At 68.4% G+C, this 18219-nt stretch carries 20 protein-coding genes; 14 read left to right on the top strand and 6 right to left on the bottom strand.

Annotation, left to right across the window (positions count from 1 at the left end; all coding sequences use genetic code 11):
- Nucleotides 1–56: 56 nt before the first annotated feature.
- From T8K17_RS16460 to T8K17_RS16450, 3 genes are read right to left on the bottom strand one after another with little or no spacing between them, the layout of a single operon-like run.
- The gene (locus tag T8K17_RS16460; RefSeq protein WP_322330823.1) at nt 57–1040 is read right to left on the bottom strand and encodes a YheT family hydrolase; all 984 of its coding nucleotides are present in this window, start codon (nt 1038–1040) and stop codon (nt 57–59) included.
- Nucleotides 1030–1917, bottom strand: coding sequence for an alpha/beta hydrolase (locus T8K17_RS16455; protein ID WP_322330822.1), 888 nt, complete (start codon nt 1915–1917; stop codon nt 1030–1032). Before T8K17_RS16455 ends, T8K17_RS16460 begins: the two co-directional genes overlap by 11 nt.
- A gap of 29 nt (nt 1918–1946) precedes the next feature.
- Entirely contained in the window at nt 1947–3131 is a 1185-nt protein-coding gene (locus T8K17_RS16450; RefSeq protein WP_322330821.1) for an alanine racemase, read from the bottom strand.
- A 232-nt stretch (nt 3132–3363) separates the two neighbouring features.
- On the opposite strand from T8K17_RS16450, the gene T8K17_RS16445 reads away from it, so the two are divergent.
- Nucleotides 3364–3621, top strand: coding sequence for a hypothetical protein (locus T8K17_RS16445; RefSeq protein WP_322330820.1), 258 nt, complete (start codon nt 3364–3366; stop codon nt 3619–3621).
- Nucleotides 3622–3631: 10 nt separating this feature from the next.
- A complete protein-coding gene (locus T8K17_RS16440; protein WP_322330819.1) occupies nt 3632–4075 on the top strand; it encodes a hypothetical protein in 444 nt (147 codons plus the stop codon).
- 220 nt (nt 4076–4295) lie between these two features.
- Here T8K17_RS16440 and T8K17_RS16435 read toward each other — a convergent pair whose 3' ends face one another.
- On the bottom strand, nt 4296–5426 hold the full coding sequence (locus T8K17_RS16435) for an AI-2E family transporter (RefSeq protein ID WP_322330818.1): 1131 nt from the start codon (nt 5424–5426) through the stop codon (nt 4296–4298).
- A 122-nt stretch (nt 5427–5548) separates the two neighbouring features.
- Here T8K17_RS16435 and T8K17_RS16430 point away from each other — a divergent pair, with 122 nt between their 5' ends.
- The 8 genes from T8K17_RS16430 to T8K17_RS16395 all read left to right on the top strand — a co-directional run bounded on the left by T8K17_RS16430 (nt 5549) and on the right by T8K17_RS16395 (nt 12547).
- Nucleotides 5549–6013 carry a CopD family protein gene (locus T8K17_RS16430; protein ID WP_322330817.1) on the top strand — a complete coding sequence of 155 codons (465 nt, stop codon included), beginning with the start codon at nt 5549–5551 and terminating at the stop codon, nt 6011–6013.
- Between the two features lie 100 nt (nt 6014–6113).
- On the top strand, nt 6114–7019 hold the full coding sequence (locus T8K17_RS16425) for a LysR family transcriptional regulator (protein ID WP_322330816.1): 906 nt from the start codon (nt 6114–6116) through the stop codon (nt 7017–7019).
- 99 nt (nt 7020–7118) lie between these two features.
- Nucleotides 7119–8045, top strand: coding sequence for a MoxR family ATPase (locus T8K17_RS16420; RefSeq protein ID WP_322330815.1), 927 nt, complete (start codon nt 7119–7121; stop codon nt 8043–8045).
- 10 nt (nt 8046–8055) lie between these two features.
- Entirely contained in the window at nt 8056–9363 is a 1308-nt protein-coding gene (locus tag T8K17_RS16415; protein ID WP_322330814.1) for a VWA domain-containing protein, read from the top strand.
- A 35-nt stretch (nt 9364–9398) separates the two neighbouring features.
- Entirely contained in the window at nt 9399–9740 is a 342-nt protein-coding gene (locus T8K17_RS16410; RefSeq protein ID WP_322330813.1) for an XdhC family protein, read from the top strand.
- Between the two features lie 3 nt (nt 9741–9743).
- Nucleotides 9744–10451: an XdhC family protein gene (locus T8K17_RS16405; protein WP_322330812.1), complete on the top strand. Its 708-nt coding sequence runs from the start codon at nt 9744–9746 to the stop codon at nt 10449–10451.
- Between the two features lie 27 nt (nt 10452–10478).
- Nucleotides 10479–12134, top strand: coding sequence for a molybdopterin-binding/glycosyltransferase family 2 protein (locus tag T8K17_RS16400; RefSeq protein WP_322330811.1), 1656 nt, complete (start codon nt 10479–10481; stop codon nt 12132–12134).
- A complete protein-coding gene (locus tag T8K17_RS16395) occupies nt 12131–12547 on the top strand; it encodes an iron-sulfur cluster assembly scaffold protein (protein ID WP_322330810.1) in 417 nt (138 codons plus the stop codon). The genes T8K17_RS16400 and T8K17_RS16395 overlap by 4 nt, the downstream gene beginning before the upstream one ends.
- Nucleotides 12548–12714: 167 nt before the next feature.
- Here the strand turns inward: T8K17_RS16395 and T8K17_RS16390 are convergent, their stop codons facing one another.
- A complete protein-coding gene (locus T8K17_RS16390; protein WP_322330809.1) occupies nt 12715–13131 on the bottom strand; it encodes a flagellar basal body rod protein FlgC in 417 nt (138 codons plus the stop codon).
- A 163-nt stretch (nt 13132–13294) separates the two neighbouring features.
- On the opposite strand from T8K17_RS16390, the gene T8K17_RS16385 reads away from it, so the two are divergent.
- Entirely contained in the window at nt 13295–14101 is an 807-nt protein-coding gene (locus tag T8K17_RS16385; RefSeq protein WP_322330808.1) for a hypothetical protein, read from the top strand.
- A gap of 186 nt (nt 14102–14287) precedes the next feature.
- Here T8K17_RS16385 and T8K17_RS16380 read toward each other — a convergent pair whose 3' ends face one another.
- A complete protein-coding gene (locus T8K17_RS16380) occupies nt 14288–15271 on the bottom strand; it encodes a putative metalloprotease CJM1_0395 family protein (RefSeq protein WP_322330807.1) in 984 nt (327 codons plus the stop codon).
- Nucleotides 15272–15535: 264 nt separating this feature from the next.
- Between T8K17_RS16380 and T8K17_RS16375 the strand changes: the two genes are divergently transcribed.
- Genes T8K17_RS16375 through T8K17_RS16365 form a run of 3 tightly spaced genes read left to right on the top strand, consistent with a single transcriptional unit; the run spans nt 15536 to nt 18181 of the window.
- A complete protein-coding gene (locus T8K17_RS16375) occupies nt 15536–16435 on the top strand; it encodes a DMT family transporter (protein ID WP_322330806.1) in 900 nt (299 codons plus the stop codon).
- Nucleotides 16436–16478: 43 nt separating this feature from the next.
- Entirely contained in the window at nt 16479–17669 is a 1191-nt protein-coding gene (locus T8K17_RS16370; protein WP_322330805.1) for a multidrug effflux MFS transporter, read from the top strand.
- Nucleotides 17666–18181 carry a pyridoxamine 5'-phosphate oxidase family protein gene (locus tag T8K17_RS16365; RefSeq protein WP_322330804.1) on the top strand — a complete coding sequence of 172 codons (516 nt, stop codon included), beginning with the start codon at nt 17666–17668 and terminating at the stop codon, nt 18179–18181. Before T8K17_RS16370 ends, T8K17_RS16365 begins: the two co-directional genes overlap by 4 nt.
- Nucleotides 18182–18219 lie beyond the last annotated feature (38 nt).

Raw genomic sequence — 18219 nt, 5'->3', positions numbered from 1 at the left:
CGTCCGGTCCCCCGCCTCGCCCCGGCACAAGGCCGGGGAGTGTTCTTGTGTTAGGTTCAGAGACCCGCAAGAAACCGCACGGCCTCCGCATCCGACCAGACGCCCTGCTGCCCGTGGAAGCCCACATGGCCGCCGTGGCGGGTCAGGGTGGCGTGCACCGCGGGGCAGCGCTCCCAATCCACCGCGCGATACATCTCCGGCGGGATCCACGGATCGTCCAGGGCGTGGATCACCCGGGTCGGCACTGCGATCCGCGCCAGGAAGCCGCTCGCCGAATTCCGCGCGTAATAGTCCGCCGCATCGGCGAACCCGTTGCGCGGCGCGGTGAACGCGTCGTCGAAGGCGATCACCGACCGAACCGCCGCCAGCCGCGCCCGATCGCTCTGCGCCAGCCCGCCCGGGACCGCCGCCATCTCCGCCCGCATCGCGGCCAGCAGATGGCGGTGATAGACGGTGTTGCGGCGCGCGGTGAAATGCCGGGCCGTGGCCGCCAAGTCGATCGGCGCGGAGATCGCCACCGCGCCCCGCACCCGCTTCCCGGCTCCGAACTCCGCCACGGCCTTGAGCAGCATGTTCGCGCCCAGGGACCAGCCGACCAGGGTCACCCCCTCCGCCGCGATGCCGTCCGGCCCCTGGAGCCGGTCGATCACCGCCGCAAGGTCGGCGCTGCGGCCGGAATGGTACTGCTGACGGCAGAGCGGCCGGCTCGTGCCGGCGCCGCGCAGGTTGAGGCGCAGGGTGACGAACCCCGCCTCCAGGAAAGACCGCGCCGAGCGCCGCACATAGGTGCTCTCCGCCGAACCGGTGAGACCGTGGATCAGCACCACCAGAGGCAGCCCGTCCACCGGACGTGCCGGCCGGTCGAGAACTCCGGTCAGGGTATCGCCGGTCCCGTCCGGCATCTCGAAGCGCTGCGCCTCGGTATGCGCCGCCGGTACCGGCTCGCTACCGCCGACGATCACATCCCGCAGGGTCTGAAGATCCCCACCGATCCAGGGAAAACGCTGGCGGAACGGCTGGACGCCGATCTCAACCGGCATCGGCGAGGTCGTCCTCCTCGTCTTTCTCGTCGAACGAGCGCAGCCAGTCGTGGACGACCTTGATCTGCTCCTCGGTCATCAGCGACGGCGCATGGCCGACGCCGGGAAACTCCACGACCTCGGCCTTTGGGCCGGACCGCGTCATCCGCTCGGCGGTCTCGCGGGTCAGGATCTCGGAGTGCTCGCCGCGCAGCACCAGGGTCGGGCAGCGCACGTTGTCCCAGATGTCCCAAAGCTTCACGTCGGGCATGTCCTCGGTGAACACGTCGCCGATGGCCGGATCGTAATGCAGCGCGTAGGTGCCGTTCTCCTGGCGGATCGCAGAATGCAGGGTCAGGTCGGACCAGGCGAGGTCGTCGGGGATCCCGAAATCCGCATAGACCTCCTTGAAGTAGGCGGCCGCCTCCTGGAGGTTCTTGAAGCGTGGGTCCTCGCCCACATGGGTGCCCAGCCGGCTCAGCGCCTCGCCGGAGATCACCGGCCCCACATCGTTGAGGATCAGCCGGCGGATCGGCGACTCCTCGCGGGCGGCCAGCATCATGCCGATGATCCCGCCCATGGAGGTGCCGATGAAGTCGCATTCCTCCAGGCCGCGATACTGGAAGAACGCATCCATGTGCTTCAGGTAGGTGGTGTAGTTGTACTCGGTCTTGTCGGCCAGCCAGCCGGATCGGCCACGGCCGGCGATGTCGACCTCGACCACCCGGTAATCCTTGGCCATGGCGATGGCCAGCCGGTCGAAGTCCCGGCCGTTGCGGGTCAGACCGTGGACGCAGACCACCACACGCTCGCGCGAGCGCTCGCCGAAATCCTGGAATGCGAGCCAGACCGTGCCGTTGTGGTCGGTGAAGGGAAAGCTGCCAGCGCTAGGACGCATGGTCGGAAACCCAATAGACTTTAAGATCGTTAGGCAGTGTCCGGCGGTTCGTCGCCGAGTTCAACCTGCGCGTCGGCGAAGAAGCCGTTAAATCGTGTCGCAAGGGCCGCTCCATAGGCTCCGATCTGACCAACCTCGATCCAATCGCCCTCCGCCACGTCCGCCGGTAGCCGGAACGGGGTGGGCAGAAGGTCGTTGCCGTCGCAGGTCGGACCGAAGATCGTGAAGTCCTGCATCGGCGCATCGCTGGGCCCGCCGTTGATACCGTCCGGCCGGATCAGTCGTGCCGGTAAACGCACCCGCGACCAGTACGGTTCCGACAGATTGCCGTAGACGCCGTCGTTCAGATAGAGCCGGTCGCCCTTGCGCAGATGCACCTGGCACAGCATCGAGCAGCCGTCGGCCACCAGCGCGCGGCCGGGCTCGCACAGCAGGGCGACATCCTCGTCGATCCCCGCCTCGCGTCGTCCCTCGACGATCTCGGTGACGAAATCCTCCAGCGGCGGCACCGGCTGGCCGGCATAGGCGACGGGAAAACCGCCGCCCACGTCGATCTCGCGCACATCCGCCTTGGTGCCGCGCCATACCTCGGCGATGACGGCGAAGGCGGTGCGGAAGGCGCGCGGGTTCAGGCATTGCGAGCCGATATGGAAGGCGATGCCGGCCTGCAGCCCCTCCTCCGCCACCCGGTCGAGGATCTCCACCGCCTCGGCCTGGGTGGCGCCGAACTTGATCGACAGCTCGAACGCCGCCCCGCCACCGGGGGTGGCGACGCGCACGAAGATCTTCAGGTCGCGGCGCCGGGCGACCTGCAGCACCTTCTCCAGCTCGGCCATGGAATCGACGCAGTAGGTCGACACATCGTAGACCCGGTCGGCGGCCAGGATGGCGGCACGGCTCTTCACCGGGTGCATGAACAGGGCGTCGGCATCGGGCAGCCGCTCCCGCACCGCGGCGATCTCGGTCAGGGAGGCGGTGTCGAAGGCGGTCACCCCGGCCTCGGCCAGCCAGCCGAGCACACGCGGCTCGATATTGCACTTCACCGCGTAGACGACCTTGCCCGGAAAGGTCGCCACAAAATGCCGGGCGACGGCCCGGACCTTGTGCGGCCGGAAGCAATAGACCGGATAGCTCGGCCGCAGGGCGGCGGCCAGGGCGGTCGCATCGCTGAAGCGGCGGCGGCTGCGGGCCTCCGGTGCGGGTGTGTCGGCCATGATCGGCTCCTGTTGCGTCATCTTGCCCGCCACACAAACCGATAAGACTATCGATCAGCATACACGAACTTGGGATTCCTTCAGGGACATCGTCCCCAACATGAAACCGATGGGCGGCTGAAACGTTCCCTTGTCAGCTTTCACCCAATCAGGAGCATCCACGATGTCTCAAGCGAGTCAATCGGCCCAAGCCGCTAAGGCGTCCGAAGCAAATGTCGAGGAGCAGCTCCGCGTGCTGCGAGAGGACCTCAAAGGGCTGACCGACGCCGTCTCCTCCCTTGCCACCCACGGCTCCGCGGCCGTGCGGGACGGCGTACGCCAGAAGGCGTACGAGACCGCCGACCGCGCCCGCGCCGCCGCCGGCGAGGTCCGCGACCAGGCCGAGGAAGCCCACGAGAAGGTCAACGGCGTGATCGTCGCCAACCCGACCACCTCCGTTCTGGCGGCCTTCGGCGTCGGCATGCTGCTCGGCATGTGGTCGCGCCGCTAGGCGGTTCCCGATGCTCTCCGGGCTCACAGCCATCGCCCGCGCCGAAGCCGCTCTGGCTTTTCGGCGCGGGCTCATCGCGTTTGCGGGCACGACTCTGCTGCTGGGAGCCGCCGGTCTCGGCCTCTCGGCGGCGGTGATCGAAACCGCCAACCATGTCGGTCTGGCGGCGTCTCTGGGGATCTGGGCCGCGGTGACGTTTATCGTCGCCGTGGGCGTGCTGATGATCGCCACCAGCCGGCGACGCTACGTCCACCCGACCGCGACCGGCACGGCGTGGCGGAACGTGGCGGGCACACCCCCGCCGACCGGTGCGGGCCCCGTCCCGGGCTCCGCCTCCTCCGCTGCCGTACAGGACGCCTATCGTCTGGGCGAGCAGCTCGGCAGCTCGGTATCGCCGCTGCTGCTGATCGGCGGTCTGGTCGCCATCGGCATCCTCACCGGCCGACGCCGCTAGAGATCGGTCGCTCCCCGGACCACGGGCCGCCACCACGTCTCGACCCCGATATCTGACAGAAACGCCCCCCGGTCACTGCGTGGCCGGGGGTTCTTTCGTTGGGTCGCCTCGAACGAGGTTACGGTTCCGCACGGACCGGACGCTTTCCCGTACAGAATTCTTCCCGTCGGGGGAGCGGCGGCGAGAGTTCTTCTCCCACCACCGCTCACCCCCTGCCGGATCAGTCGTCGACCTCGTCGGAGTTCAGGTCCTCCTCGACCTCCTCGGTCTCGCGCCAGCGGCGCAGGGCCGACAGCACGATGACAGCGGACGGCACCGCCAGCACGCCGCCGATCGTTCCCCACATCCAGGCGCCGAACAGGACCGCCAGGATGATCACGACCGGGCTGGTGTAGAATCGGCTGCTCATGACCATGGGAATGACGACGTTCTCCTCCACCGCATTGACGGCGAAGACGATCGCCGGCGGCAGGAAGCACATCTGCAGCGTGTCGAAGGTGGCCAGGCCGCCGACGAAGGACATCACGGCGATCAGGAACGGGCCGATGAACGGCACGAAGTTGGCCACGGCGATGGCGCCGCCCCATGTGGCCGGCGCGGGCATGCCGATGGCCCAGAAACTCAGCGCGGTCACCAGGCCCACGCCCGAGGAGATGGCGATCTGGATGAGAAAATAGCTGCCCACGTTGCGCCGGATTTCCCGGGCGATCTGGGCCATCCGATAGCGTTCCTTGTAGGTGGCGAAGAAGGCGATGCCGCTGCGCAGCAGCCAGCGCCGCTCGCGCAGGAAGAAGAACGAGACGATCGCGGTGGTCAGGATCTGGATGACGGCGAACGGCGCGCCGCCGAGAACCTGACTGAGATAACTGCCGTCGGTATCGACCACGATTCTCTGCTGGTCGCCATTGGACAGATGCGCGGCCTCGCCGACCTTTTCCGTCGCCTTCTTCACCTCGTCGATCGTGTTGCTGATCGGGAACAGCTTGCGTTCCGCCTGCTCCGCCAGATCGGCAAGCCTGTCCTGCCAGTTATCGGCGGCCGGGATCAGGATCCACAGCGCCGCCGCCACCACGCCGGCGGCGAGCACCATGGAGATCAGAGCGGCGAACCCCCGGCCCAGGCCCACGCTGCGCTCCAGGAAGCGGGTGATCGGGCTCAGCGCGATGGCAAGCACCGCACTGCCCAGGACAGGTGCCAGAAACGGCTCGGCCTCGCGGAAGAAGAAGACGGTGGCCACAGCGGCCAGCAGCCACAGCGGCACGAGCAGGCGGCGGTCTCCCACGACCGAACTGATCGCATGACCGAAATGTTCCTGAACAGCCTTCGGGGTGGGCGGGTTGGTATCTGGCAATGGCGGCTCCAATGTCCTGTCGGACGGGTGAGCCAACGGGCGCCCTCCGAGTGAATGATCGATCAGGGCGCCCCAAGCCGCTAGCATGCGGCCTGGACCCCGCCCATGAGAGGCAACGCAAAATGACGATGACGGTTCTCCTAGCCCTCCATATTGTTGCCGCGACCGTCTGGGTCGGCGGTATGTTCTTCGCCTACGTGGTCTTGCGACCGGCGGTCGGCGGCATCGAGCCGGCACCCGAACGCCCCCGGCTCTGGCGCCGGGTGTTCGACCGGTTCTTCCTGTTCGTGTCGATCAGCGTGCTCACCCTGCTGGCGACGGGATACGCGATGCTGTTTGTCGTCCTGGGCGGGTTCGCCAATGCCGGCATCCACATTCACATCATGAACGGTGTCGGCCTCCTGATGATGCTGATGTACGGCCATCTGCGCTTCGCCGTCTGGCCGAAGTTCCGCAACGCGGTCGATGCCGGCGATTTCGAGCAGGCCGGAACGCGGCTCGTCCTGATCCGCAAGATCGTCCACGTGAACCTTGGCCTTGGCATGATCACCATGATCGTGGCCGCGACGGGGCGGTACTGGCCGTAAGATATCCACTCTCCGGGACCACAACTGCGGTCTCGGAGCGCTTCTGCACCAGCTGTTCGAAAAAACAGATCGTTTTTCGAATCCGTTCTATAATCCGACCATGGATCGGATGAACTATCACCATCTCAGGTACTTCCACGAAGTCGCGACGGTCGGAAACCTGACCCAGGCGGCGAGCCGTCTGAACGTGTCCCAATCGGCTCTGTCGACCCAGATCCGCCAGTTGGAGGAACGGCTGGGCCATCCGCTGTTCGAGCGGGTCGGCCGTCGGCTGGTCCTCACGGAGGCCGGCGGCATCGCCCTCGACCACGCCAGCCGGATCTTCCAGGCGGGCGACGAACTCGTCGCCGCCCTCGAGCAGCGCGACGGTGCCGTGCGTCCCCTGCGCCTGGGCGCCCAATCGACGCTGTCGCGCAACTTCCAGCTCCGCTTCCTGCGCCCGATCGTCGCCGCGGGCGAGATCGACCTGATCCTGTCCTCCGGCAACAACGCGGCGCTGCTGGAGGCCCTGCAGGCCCTGGCGCTGGATATCGTGCTGACAACCCAGGCCCCGCCGGCGGACCGGTTCGCCGATCTCGTGGCCCATCGGATCGCCGGACAGCCGGTCGGCCTGTACGCCGTGCCCGGACGGCTGCAGCATGCCAGCCTGAGGGACGTCCTGGCGCGGGAACCGATGATCCTGCCGACCGAAAGCTCGGTGCGGACCGGATTCGACAGTCTCGTCTCCCGCCTCGCGGTGACGCCGAGGATCGCCGCCGAGGTGGACGACATGGCGATGGTCCGCCTGCTCGCCCGCGAGGGCGTCGGCGTCGCCGCGGCCCCCGCCGTGGTGCTGGCAGACGAGATCGAGCAGGGCATCGTGCGCCCTGCGCCCTTCCCGCTCGACATCACCGAGAGCTTCTACGCGATCGTTGCCCGGCGCAGCTTTCCCCACCCGTCGATCGCCCCGCTGCTCGCCGCGACCGAGGCCGGCGGGAAGCTGGCCGAGACCGGCGGCAGCGATTGAGTCGGGCCGCCGCCCCTGGCAGAGGGCGGGTCCAAATGCTATGTCCGTACCCATGCGGCGGCGAGCCGACCCTCACTCCCACTTCCCATGGATTGCCCGATGGCCCTAGAGCAGCCGAAATCCGTTGATGCCACCCTCGAGCTTCTGGGCGCCGGCAGATATGTCGCCGACCGGTCGCTCGCCACGGCTCTGCACCTGGCGCTGAGCCTGGGCCGGCCGCTGTTCCTGGAGGGCGAGGCCGGCGTCGGCAAGACCGAGATCGCCAAGGTGCTGAGCGAGACCCTCGGGCGAAAGCTGATTCGCCTGCAGTGCTACGAAGGCCTCGACGTCTCCTCCGCCGTCTACGAATGGAACTACGCCCGCCAGATGGTGGAGATCCGCCTGGCCGAGGCCGCCGGCGGTGCGGACCGCGATGCCCTGGCCAAGGACATCTTCGACGAGCGCTTCCTGATCAAGCGTCCGATCCTCCAGGCCCTGGAGGAAGACGAAGCCGGCGCGCCGGTCCTACTGATCGACGAGCTGGACCGCACCGACGAGCCGTTCGAGGCCTTCCTGCTGGAGGTGCTGTCCGACTTCCAGGTGACGATCCCCGAACTCGGCCCGCAGGTCGCCAAGACCCCGCCGATCGTGATCATCACCTCCAACCGGACCCGCGAGATCCACGACGCGCTGAAGCGCCGCTGCTTCTACTACTGGGTCGACTATCCCTCGGCCGCCCGCGAGCTGGAGATCCTCAAGGTGAAGGCGCCGGGCGCGCCGGAAGACCTGTCCAAGCAGGTCGTCGCCTTCGTCCACGAGCTGCGCAAGCTCGACCTGTTCAAGGTGCCGGGCGTGGCCGAGACCATCGACTGGGTGCATGCGCTGGTGCAGCTCGACCATCTGGCGCTGAGCCCGGAGGCGATCGAGAACTCCCTGGGCGTCCTGCTGAAGTACCAGGACGACATCGCCAAGATCCAGGGTCACGAAGCGACCCGCATCCTGAACCAGATCAAGGCCGAGCTGGCGGGTGCGGCGGCGGTCGCGTAAGGGGCCGGACATGCCCGACGATCTGAGCCCGCCCGACTATTCCCTCCCCGATGCCGGGGCCGAGGGCGGCGGCAAGCTGATCCAGAACATCATGCATTTCGGCCGCACCCTGCGCGCGGCCGGCCTGCCCGTGGGACCCGGCAAGGTGCTGGACGCGGTCGAGGCGGTGCGCGTGGCCGGCATCACCAACCGGCGCGACTTCTACTGGACCCTGCACGCGGTCTTCGTGAACCGCCGCGACCAGCGCGAGATCTTCGACCAGGCGTTCCACGTGTTCTGGCGCAATCCGCGCCTGCTGGAGCGCATGCTGCAGATGATCCTGCCCGAGTTCCGCGGCGATGCCGACGAGGACAAGGAGAAGGGCCAGGAGATGAACCGGCGCCTGGCCGAGGCGCTGAAATCCGAGAACCCCGGCAATGCGGACCCGCAGGAGCCGGAGGAAGAGGAGATCGAGCTCGACGCGGCGATGACCTGGTCGGACCGGGAACTGCTGCGCGAGATGGATTTCGAGAAGATGACGGCGGAGGAAATCCTGCGCGCCAAGCAGGTGATCCGCGACATGCGCCTGCCCATCGCCGAGATCAAGACCCGCCGTTTCCGCCCCTCCCCGCACGGCCTGCGCCTCGACCTGCGCCGCACCATGTCGGCAACCATGCGCTCGGGCGGCGACGAGATCGCCCTGCAGCGCCGCAAGCAGCGCACACGCCGGCCGCCGCTGGTGGTGCTGTGCGACATCTCCGGCTCCATGAGCCGCTACTCGCGGATGCTGCTGCATTTCATGCACGCCATCACCAACGACCGCGACCGGGTGCACACCTTCCTGTTCGGCACACGGCTGACCAACGTCACCCGCTACCTGAAGCACACGGATGTGGACGAGGCGCTGGTCCAGGTCGGCGACGTGGTCAACGACTGGTCCGGCGGTACCCGCATCGGCCACTGCCTGCACGAGTTCAACCGGTTCTGGGGCCGCCGGGTGCTGACCCAGGGCGCCATTGTCGTGCTGATCACCGACGGGCTCGACCGGGAGGTCGGCGCCGGACTGGCCGGGGAAATGGACCGACTCCATAAGTCGTGCAGACGGCTGATTTGGCTCAATCCCTTGTTGCGCTACGACGGTTTCGCCCCCAAATCTCAGGGTGTGCGGGCTATCCTTCCCCATGTCGACGACTTCCGGCCGGTGCATTCTCTCGATAGCCTGGAGCAACTGGCGGAAGCCATCGGCCGGCCGTCCCTGCGCCGGCGCGAGGGGATGGACGACTGGCTCGCCAACCTGCGCCGGGTCGAAGAAGAGGTTCGACAGTCTCAATCTCACTAGATCCGGGCGCATCTGACCGTGGAGGGCGTGGAGCCATGACCGATCCGACACCGTTCGCCAGCATCGACGACGTATTGGGCACCGCCGAAGGGTGGCTGTCCGAAGGCCGCAAGGTGGCGCTCGCCACCGTGGTGAAGACCTGGGGCAGCTCGCCCCGACCCGTGGGCTCGCGCCTGGTGATCGACGGCGACGGCGCCATGGTCGGCTCCGTCTCCGGCGGCTGCATCGAGGGCGCGGTCATCAAGGAGGCCTTCGAGATTATGGAAGGCGGCGATGCGCGGCTGATGGATTTCGGCGTCAGCGACGAGCAGGCCTGGGATGTGGGCCTCGCCTGCGGCGGCAACGTCCAGGTCTGGGTCGAGCGGATGGAGGCCTGAGCCATGCGCGCCGACATATTCTCCAAGCTGCAGACCGCCCGCCGCTCGAAGACCCCGGTGACCCTGGTCGACGGCCTCGACGGCAAGACCCAGGCCCTGGTCTATGCCGACAAGGTGGACGGCGATCTGCCGGACGCCGTCGTGAAGGAAGCCCGCGACCGGCTGCGCGACAACAAGAGCGGCGTGGCAGAGCTGGGCAATACCCGCTGGTTCTTCGACTGCCACAACCCGCCGCTGCGGCTGATCGTCGTCGGTGCGGTGCATATCACCCAGACCCTGGTGCCGATGGCCTCTATTGCCGGCTACGAGGTCATCGTGGTCGATCCGCGCGCCAGCTTCGCCACGGCGGAACGCTTTCCCGGCGTCACCCTGATGGACGACTGGCCTGACGAGGCGATGGAAGCCCTGAAGCCGGACAACCGCACGGCCATCGTGACGCTGACCCACGACCCGAAGCTGGACGACCCGGCCCTAGAGGTCGCACTCAAGTCGGACGCCTTTTACATCACCTGTCTGGGCTCCCGACGTACCCATGCCAAGCGGGTCGAGCGGCTGAAGGAGATGGGATTCGACAACGCCACCATCGGCCGGATCCACGCCCCCGCCGGGCTGGATATCGGCGCCGTCTCGCCGGCCGAGATCGCCATCTCGGTGCTGGCCGAGCTGACCGCCGTGCTGCACGCCAAGCCGATCGTGGCGGCCGCCGCCTGACCTCGGCGCTTTTGGAGAGCATCGACCGTGATATTCGGTGACACCCCGCTGGAGCAGGCCGAGGGGGCCGTGCTGGCCCATTCCCGCCGCCTGGAGAAGCGCAGCCTGAAGAAAGGCCGCGTGCTCGACGCCGACGACGTCGCCCTGCTGCGCGAGGCCGGCTTCACCAGCGTGATCGCCGCCCGGCTGGAAGACGGCGACGTGGCCGAGGATGCCGCCGCCGACCGGCTGGTTGCCGCCCTGGCCGGCGAGGGCACGACCGTCAGCGCCGCCTTCACCGGCCGCGCCAATCTCTATGCCAAGACCGCCGGCGTCGTGCTCTACGACCCGGTGCGGCTCGAAGCCTTCAACCTGGTGGACGAGGCGATCACCCTGGCCCTGGTGCCGCCCTATCAGGCGGTGGAGGAAGGCCAGATGATCGGCACCCTGAAGATCATCTCCTTCGCCGTCGCCGGCGACCGGGTGCTGCTGACCGAGGAGATCGGCCGCCGCGACCAGCCGATGGTCCGTCTGAAGCCCTACGAGTCGACGCCGGTGGGGCTGGTGCAGTCCCGCCTGCCCGGCACCAAGGAGAGCGTGCTCGACAGCACCATGGAGGTCACCCGGGCGCGGCTGCACGGCATGGCCAGCGAGATCTGCCACGAGGTGCGCTGCGACCACGCCACCGAGGCCCTGGCCAAGGCGATCGACGAGACGATGAACAAGGGCGCCCGGCTGGTCCTGGTCTCCGGCGCCTCCGCCGTGGTCGACCGGCGCGATGTGGTCCCCGCCGCCATCGAGCAGGCCGGCGGGATCGTCGAGCATTTCGGCATGCCGGTGGATCCAGGCAACCTGATGCTGATCGGCCGGATCGGCGACGTGCCTGTGGTCGGCCTGCCCGGCTGCGCCCGCTCGCCCAAGCTGAACGGCTTCGACTGGGTGCTGCAGCGGCTGATCGCCGACGTGCCCGTGGGCCGGGCCGAGATCGGCCGGATGGGGGTCGGCGGTTTGCTGAAGGACATTCCGACCCGGCCGATGCCGCGCTCGCGCCGGCGCTCCAGCAGCGGCGAGGGCGACACCGCGACGGCGCGGGCGCCGAAGATCGCCGCCATCGTGCTCGCCGCCGGCCAGTCCCGGCGGATGGGGGCGGAGAACAAGCTGCTGGCCGAGTTGGACGGCAAGCCCCTGGTGCGTCACGTGGCCGAGGCGGTCGCCGGGTCCAAGGCGGCGTCGATGACCGTGGTGCTGGGCCACGAGGCCGACACGGTGCGGGCGTGCCTTGCCGACCTGAAGCCGTCCTACGCCTACAACCCGGATTATGCCGAGGGGCTGTCCACCTCCATGAAGACCGGTCTCAACGCGGTCGGCGAGGATCTGGACGGGGTCATCATCTGCCTCGGCGACATGCCGATGGTCAGCACCGCCATCATCGACCGGATGATCGCCGCCTTCGACCCGGTGGAGGGCCGTGCCATCGTCGTGCCGACCCGGCGCGGCAAGCGCGGCAATCCGGTGTTGTTCGCCAAGCGGTTCTTCGAGGAGATGGCCCGGGTGTCCGGCGATGTCGGCGCACGCCACCTGATCGGCAATCACGAGGACCTGATGGTGGAGATCGAGGTCGACGACGAGTCGGTGCTGACCGATATCGACACGCCGGAAGCGCTGGCGAAGGCCCGGGGAACGACCGGAGAGGCCGGGGAATGAGCGACGCGCTGTATCAGGACGAGATCGTCGCCCTGGCCCGGTCCGGCCGCGCCCTGCCCCGGCTGGAGGCGCCGACCGTCACCGCCCGGGTCGACAACCCGGTCTGCGGCGACCGCATCACGGTGGACCTGACCCTGGAGGGCGGCACGGTGACGGCCGTCGGCGCCAAGGTGCAGGGCTGCGCCCTGTGCCAGGCGTCGATTGCGATGATCGCCGACAACGTAATCGGCCAGGATGCCGGCGCCCTGCCCGACGTGGCCAAGGCGGTGGAGGCCTATCTGGCCGGCGGATCGGAAACCCTTCCCTGGACGGCGCTCTCGGCCTTCTCTCCGGTGCGGGCGGCAAAGTCGCGCTGGGAATGCGTGATGCTCCCCTTCCGCGCGGCGAACAAAGCGCTGGCGGAGAAGGGTTGAGCGGGGTTCGCTTCCGTTTTCTCCTCCTACCCCCAACCGACGTCCTGGACGGCCCGCAGGGTCGATCCAGGATCGTGTTCGGGCGCCCTTCATAGGGTCCTGGATCGTCCCTGCGGGCCGTCCAGGAAGTCGGATATTTTTTAGAGAAAGCTAAACCCGTCCGGGCCTTAACCCAGGATATCCAGCGTGGACTCGAACAGCTCGTCGGCGGTCCTGATCGTGGCCAGGTTCGCCTCGAACTGCTTCTGCGCGGCGATCTGGTCGACCACCTCGTTCTCCAGGGAGACGTTCGGCCGGTTCACCAGGCCCTCGCCATCGGCGTCCGGCGCGTCCGGATCGTAGCGCTGGACCGAGGTCGGATCGACGAGCTGCTGGGTCGAGCGCACGCCGCCGGTGGTCGTCGTGCTGTCCACGCTCCGCTGCGGACGGAACAGCGGGTTGCCCGCCGCATCCACGGATGCGGTGGAGCCGTTCGGCGCCGAAACGCTCTCCAGATTCGCGACATTGGCCGCCGAATTGTCGAACCGCCGGGTTGCCGCCGTGGCACCGCTGAGCGCGCTGTAGATGCCGTTGGTGATCGCCATGTCCGTATCCTACCAGCCGGAAGCCTGTCACGCTACCGTACCGGCGGTTTAGATCGGGTTAACGCCGGCACCGGAGCCCGGTCGGAAAGATCGTCAGACCCGGTGCGGCCCGCTATCATGGCGCCAGCCTTCTCCCTCCCACGGCACGCGGAGCGCCGGACACATGCCCCTGGCGAGGATCTTCCTCATCCTTCTGGCGGTTCTCGCCGCCCTGCCCGCCCTCGGCGCGCGCGAGGCGCAGGCCCAGCGCATCCAGTGGTACGTGGAGGTGATCGAGGACCCGCTCGCCACCCGGCCGATCCTGGAGGCGCGGATCCTGACCCGCGACGGCTACCGTTTCAAGCTGATGCGGATGAAGGACAACTCGATCTGGGGACAGTTCTCCCTGCCGCGCTCGTCCCAGGCGCAGCTCACCCCCGACCACCTGCCGACCTACCGTATCGACGAGAACGATCCGATCGACCTGGAAGAGCTGAAGGCGCTGGAGGTGAGCAGCGAGCCGACCCTGTACCGAGTGGGCGGACGGGACGTGCAGTTCATCATCTGGGGCGATGCACGCGAGGGCTTCATTCCGCCGGTCCTGCGCCAGATGATGCTGGGCGAGACCATCCACGTGACCTACTTCACCCTGCTCGGCGAGCGCCAGACGGCGGAGCTGACCCTGAACCGCGCGAACCAGGCGATCGCCCAGTTCCTGCGGGTCCGGGCGCTCAATCCGGAGAAGGATTCCGTCGAGGACCAGACCGAGAGCTTCTCACTGATCGCCCGGCGGTTCTCCGAGCTGTGCGACGACCTGCGGTTCAGCGGGACCGAGACCGACTACACCGCCTGCCGCAATACGTTCTACACCTGCTCCGAGGCGCCGGAGCAGACGGCGGACAGCTTCAAGGAGTGTCTGGGTTTCGATCCCACGATGCTGGAACCCCGGGATCCGGCAGCGACGGAAGAAGCCGAGAAGAAGACGCAGTAGCGTCTCCGATCGGCGTTCGTTCTCTCCCCCACTCCCCTTCTCTCCCCATTACCGACTTCCTGGACGGTCCCGAAGGGCCGATCCAGGACCCTGGGACGGGCGCCCGAACACGATCCTGGATCGGCCCTTCGGGACCGTCCAGGAAGTCGGATGGGGGGAAGGGAGAAAAAAGGACGCGCCTGTCCGTCAGACCGAGATGGAGACGAGCTGCGGGGCCGGAGTGCGGTTGTCGAACCCGGTGGAGGCCCGGCTGACCAGCCCCGCGAGATCGTAGGGTGAGGATTGACGCGGCCCCACGGGCGCGTCGTCGTCCCCGTCCGTGCCGCCAGAGAATCCGAAAGCCGGAGTGGTGTCGCCCTGCGACGACGGTCCCGACGCGGCGCCCAGACCCTGGGTCTGGCCCGACTGTTCCGAGGCAACGCCGTCCGCGCCCTCGGCGGCAGCCGCGCCACCGACGTCCGGCGTGGCGTCGACGGTCCGGCTTTCCGTCGCCGGCTCGGCCGTCCCCTCCTCGCCCTCTCCGGTCTGCTCGGCGCGGCGCTCGGCGGAGATCTCAGCCTGGGCCTGGCGTTCCAGGGCCGAGGCCGCGGAGGCGACCGACTTGTCCTGCCCCGAGGGGTCGGCCGGCGCCAGGGCGGCGGCGCGAATCTGCCGGGCCTTCTGCAGGGTCGCTTCCGGGTCGCCCTTCACCGGCGAGGTGTCGATGGAGACGGAACCTCCGACCGCATACTGCCGGCCGTCCGGCCCGCGCTGATAGGTGTAGGTCGGCGACCCTGCATGTGCGCCGCCGGCCGCCGCATGCGCCGCCTCGTGCCGGCGCACTTCCTGGTCGCGCTGCTGAAGCTCGCGGACGACCTTCTGCTCTTCCTCGGAAAGCTGGTTGGCGCCGGCCGCATCCTGTCCGGCGGAGGACTGCGCGGCGATCTCGGCCGCCTGGGCCGGACTGTCGGCGCTGGCCGCGGTCGCGGTCTGCGACTGCTGGTCGGCCTGCAGCCCGAAGGCAACCGCCAGGGTGAACGGTCCGCCGCCGATCAGCGGCCGGCCAGGTCGCAGCGGTTCGGCGCGGCCGTCGGCGCCCTGCGCACCGGAAGGGCCGGCGCTGGATCCGGCGATGCGCGCGCCGGTCGTCCCCCGTCCCGGGTCGGTGCCCTGACCGGTCCCGCCCGTCACCCGCGCGGAATCGTCATCGCGCGACCGCGAACCGATGCCCGAAGGCGGTCCGAGGGGCGGCAAGTTCCCGGTTCCGATGGGGGTAAGAGGGGCGGTCGAGGTCATTCTGACCAGGCACTCCACAGTTTACGGCCGACCTTCGCGGCCTGACTTACTCCGAATTTGACCCACTCTCCCACGGAACTCATAGCACGACGGGGCGGAAGATGCGAGAACACCGTTCCTCGCGCCCAGCTCCGGCGACTTCCCATCCTGCACGGCTGCATGACCGCTCTCAGATACATCGCCCCGCCGATCTTCGTGCTGCTGTGGAGTTCCGCCTTCGTCGGCGCCAAGTTCGGCCTGCCCCATGCGGAGCCGATGACGTTTCTGGCGATCCGATTCGCCTTCGTCACCCTGCTGTTCGTGCTGATCGCCCGGGCTCTGTCGGCCCCCTGGCCGTCGAGCTGGCGCCAGACCGGGCATATCGCGGTGGTCGGTGCGCTGGTCCAGGGCGTCTATCTCGGCGGCGTGTTCGTGGCGATCCATCGCGGCGTGCCGGCGGGCCTCGCCTCGCTGATCGTCGGGCTGCAGCCGATCCTGACCGCCGTGCTGGCCGGCCGCCTGCTGGGCGAGCGGACCTCCGCGCGGCAATGGGTCGGGCTCGCCCTGGGCCTCGCCGGCGTCGCCATGGTGCTGGAGGAGCGGCTGCACGCGGCGCATATCGACCCGATCGGCTTGGCGACCTGCATCGCCGGCCTGATCGCGATCAGCGTCGGCACCCTCCATCAGAAGCGCTACGCCAGCACCATGCACGTGGCATCGGGCAGCGCCATCCAGAACCTGACGGCGGCCGGGCTCACCATCCTCGGCGCCCTGGCCTTCGAGACGATGGAGGTGGAGTGGGTCCCCTCCTTCACCCTGTCGCTGGCCTGGCTGAGCGTGGTGGTGTCGATCGGCGCCTTCTCCCTGCTCATGGTGATGATCCGCCTGGGCGAGGCGGTGAAGGTGGTCAGCCTGTTCTACATGGTGCCGCCCACCACCGCCGTGCTCGCCTGGCTCGCCTTCGACGAACGGATCGGTCTGCTGGGGGCCGCCGGCATCGCCGTGACCGCCATCGGCGTCGCCCTGGTGGTGCGGCCGGCGGCACGGACTGATCCGACCAAGAGCACTGGTCGAACCTGAAATCGGCGTTAAGTTAGGCGTCCACCCTCGCCCAAAAGGCATCATGTCAGACAAACCGCTTCCCCCGCCGATCTGGATCCTGATCGTGGCGACCGCCACGGGTCCGCTCGCGCTGAACATCTTCGTGCCCTCGATGCCGGGTCTGGTGGACGTGTTCCAGACCGACTACGCGATGGTGCAGCTGGCGCTGACCTCCTACCTGGTGGCGGTCGGCGTGGCGCAGCTCGTCTACGGTCCGATCTCCGACCGGTTCGGCCGGCGTCCGGCGCTGCTCGGCGGATTGATGGTCTATGCCGTCGCCAATATCGCCTGCATGTTCGCCTGGTCGATCGAGAGCCTGATCCTCGCCCGGGTGCTGCAGGCCATCGGCGGCTGCGCCGGGATGGTGCTGGGGCGCGCCATCGTGCGCGACGTGTACGACCGCGACCGGGCGGCCAGCGCCATCGCCATCATCACCATGGCCATGGCCGTCGCACCGGCCATGGGCCCCGCCATCGGCGGCCTCATCGATGCCCAGTTCGGCTGGCAGGCGACCTTCGTGGTGCCGCTGATCGTCGGGCTGGTGGTGTTCTGCGGCGCCTGGTTCCGGCTGAACGAAACCAATGTACGGCCGATCCCGAGCATCGACGTGACCGCCATGCTGCGGAACTACGGCAGCCTGCTGCGCTCGCGCGCCTATATCGGCTACGCAGCCAACACCGCCATGTCCGTCGGTGCCTTCTTCTCCTTCATCGCCGGCGCGCCCTACGTGATGATCGAGGTGCTGCACCAGGGGCCCGAGGTCTACGGCTTCTATTTCGTGCTGATCTCGATCGGCTACATGACGGGCAATTTCCTGGCGAGCCGCCTGTCGAGCAAGCTCGGCGTCGACCGGATGATCCCGCTGGGCGTGGGTGTATCGCTGGTCGGCTCGGTGACCGGCTTCGCCCTGATGATGATGGGGCTGGTGACCCCGATGGTGGTGTTCCTGCCCATGTGCGTGGTCGCCATCGGCAACGGGCTGAGCCAGCCGAACGGCATCTCCGGCGCGGTCAGCGTGAACCCGTCCATCGCCGGAGCGGCCTCCGGGCTGATGGGCTTCGGCCAGATGGTGATCGGCGCCTGCTTCACCGTCGCGGTGGGCTACTTCCAGAGCGACCACGACCATGCGGCCATGTCGACCATGATCCTGTTCGCAACGGTGTGCTCGTTGCTGTTCTTCATCCTGGCCCGCACGGCGCCGCGCAAGGAATGACGGCGGCGCCACCCGACGATCTGGAGGCCCTGGCGGCGCATATCGCGGCCCGGCTGACGGCGGCGGCGGAGACCCGCCGGGGCGCTTGGCGCACGCCGGTGCTGGCGACGTCGACGCCCCATGGGCCGAGCGCCCGGGTGGTGGTCGTCCGCTCGGTCGAGGCCGCGCGGCGGCGGCTGGAGATCTACACCGACGCCCGCTCCGCCAAGCCCGGCGAGATCGCCGCGGATCCCCGGGTGGCGCTGACCTTCTGGGACGACGCGGCCGCCGAGCAGCTCCGCATGACGGGCAGCGCCGGGGCGGTCGAGGATGCGGGCGCGGTCGCGGCGCGCTGGCGCGCGATCGGCCCGTCGGGGCAGGCGCTCTACGGCGGGGATCCGGAGCGGTTAGTGGTGCTGGAGATGCGCTGGGACGCCTGGGACTGGCTGTGGATCGGCGCCGAGCCGCACCGGCGGGCGCGATTCACCTGGGCACCGGACGGGACCCACCGCGCGGATTGGGTCGATCCCTGAATAGGATGCCGGAACACTCTCTCCTTTCCGACTTCCCG

It is taken from the genome of Thalassobaculum sp. OXR-137 (genome assembly GCF_034377285.1).
Classification (GTDB): domain Bacteria; phylum Pseudomonadota; class Alphaproteobacteria; order Thalassobaculales; family Thalassobaculaceae; genus Thalassobaculum.
This window is presented reverse-complemented; position numbering and strand designations above follow the sequence as displayed.

Excerpts from the sequence above, each read along its gene's own strand:
- T8K17_RS16460 (WP_322330823.1), bottom strand. The coding sequence starts at position 1,040 with ATGCCGGTTGAGATCGGCGTCCAGCCGTTCCGCCAGCGTTTTCCCTGG.
- T8K17_RS16455 (WP_322330822.1), bottom strand. The coding sequence starts at position 1,917 with ATGCGTCCTAGCGCTGGCAGCTTTCCCTTCACCGACCACAACGGCACG.
- T8K17_RS16450 (WP_322330821.1), bottom strand. The coding sequence starts at position 3,131 with ATGGCCGACACACCCGCACCGGAGGCCCGCAGCCGCCGCCGCTTCAGC.
- T8K17_RS16440 (WP_322330819.1), top strand. The coding sequence starts at position 3,632 with ATGCTCTCCGGGCTCACAGCCATCGCCCGCGCCGAAGCCGCTCTGGCT.
- T8K17_RS16430 (WP_322330817.1), top strand. The coding sequence starts at position 5,549 with ATGACGATGACGGTTCTCCTAGCCCTCCATATTGTTGCCGCGACCGTC.
- T8K17_RS16425 (WP_322330816.1), top strand. The coding sequence starts at position 6,114 with ATGGATCGGATGAACTATCACCATCTCAGGTACTTCCACGAAGTCGCG.
- T8K17_RS16420 (WP_322330815.1), top strand. The coding sequence starts at position 7,119 with ATGGCCCTAGAGCAGCCGAAATCCGTTGATGCCACCCTCGAGCTTCTG.
- T8K17_RS16415 (WP_322330814.1), top strand. The coding sequence starts at position 8,056 with ATGCCCGACGATCTGAGCCCGCCCGACTATTCCCTCCCCGATGCCGGG.
- T8K17_RS16410 (WP_322330813.1), top strand. The coding sequence starts at position 9,399 with ATGACCGATCCGACACCGTTCGCCAGCATCGACGACGTATTGGGCACC.
- T8K17_RS16405 (WP_322330812.1), top strand. The coding sequence starts at position 9,744 with ATGCGCGCCGACATATTCTCCAAGCTGCAGACCGCCCGCCGCTCGAAG.
- T8K17_RS16395 (WP_322330810.1), top strand. The coding sequence starts at position 12,131 with ATGAGCGACGCGCTGTATCAGGACGAGATCGTCGCCCTGGCCCGGTCC.
- T8K17_RS16390 (WP_322330809.1), bottom strand. The coding sequence starts at position 13,131 with ATGGCGATCACCAACGGCATCTACAGCGCGCTCAGCGGTGCCACGGCG.
- T8K17_RS16385 (WP_322330808.1), top strand. The coding sequence starts at position 13,295 with ATGCCCCTGGCGAGGATCTTCCTCATCCTTCTGGCGGTTCTCGCCGCC.
- T8K17_RS16375 (WP_322330806.1), top strand. The coding sequence starts at position 15,536 with ATGACCGCTCTCAGATACATCGCCCCGCCGATCTTCGTGCTGCTGTGG.
- T8K17_RS16370 (WP_322330805.1), top strand. The coding sequence starts at position 16,479 with ATGTCAGACAAACCGCTTCCCCCGCCGATCTGGATCCTGATCGTGGCG.
- T8K17_RS16365 (WP_322330804.1), top strand. The coding sequence starts at position 17,666 with ATGACGGCGGCGCCACCCGACGATCTGGAGGCCCTGGCGGCGCATATC.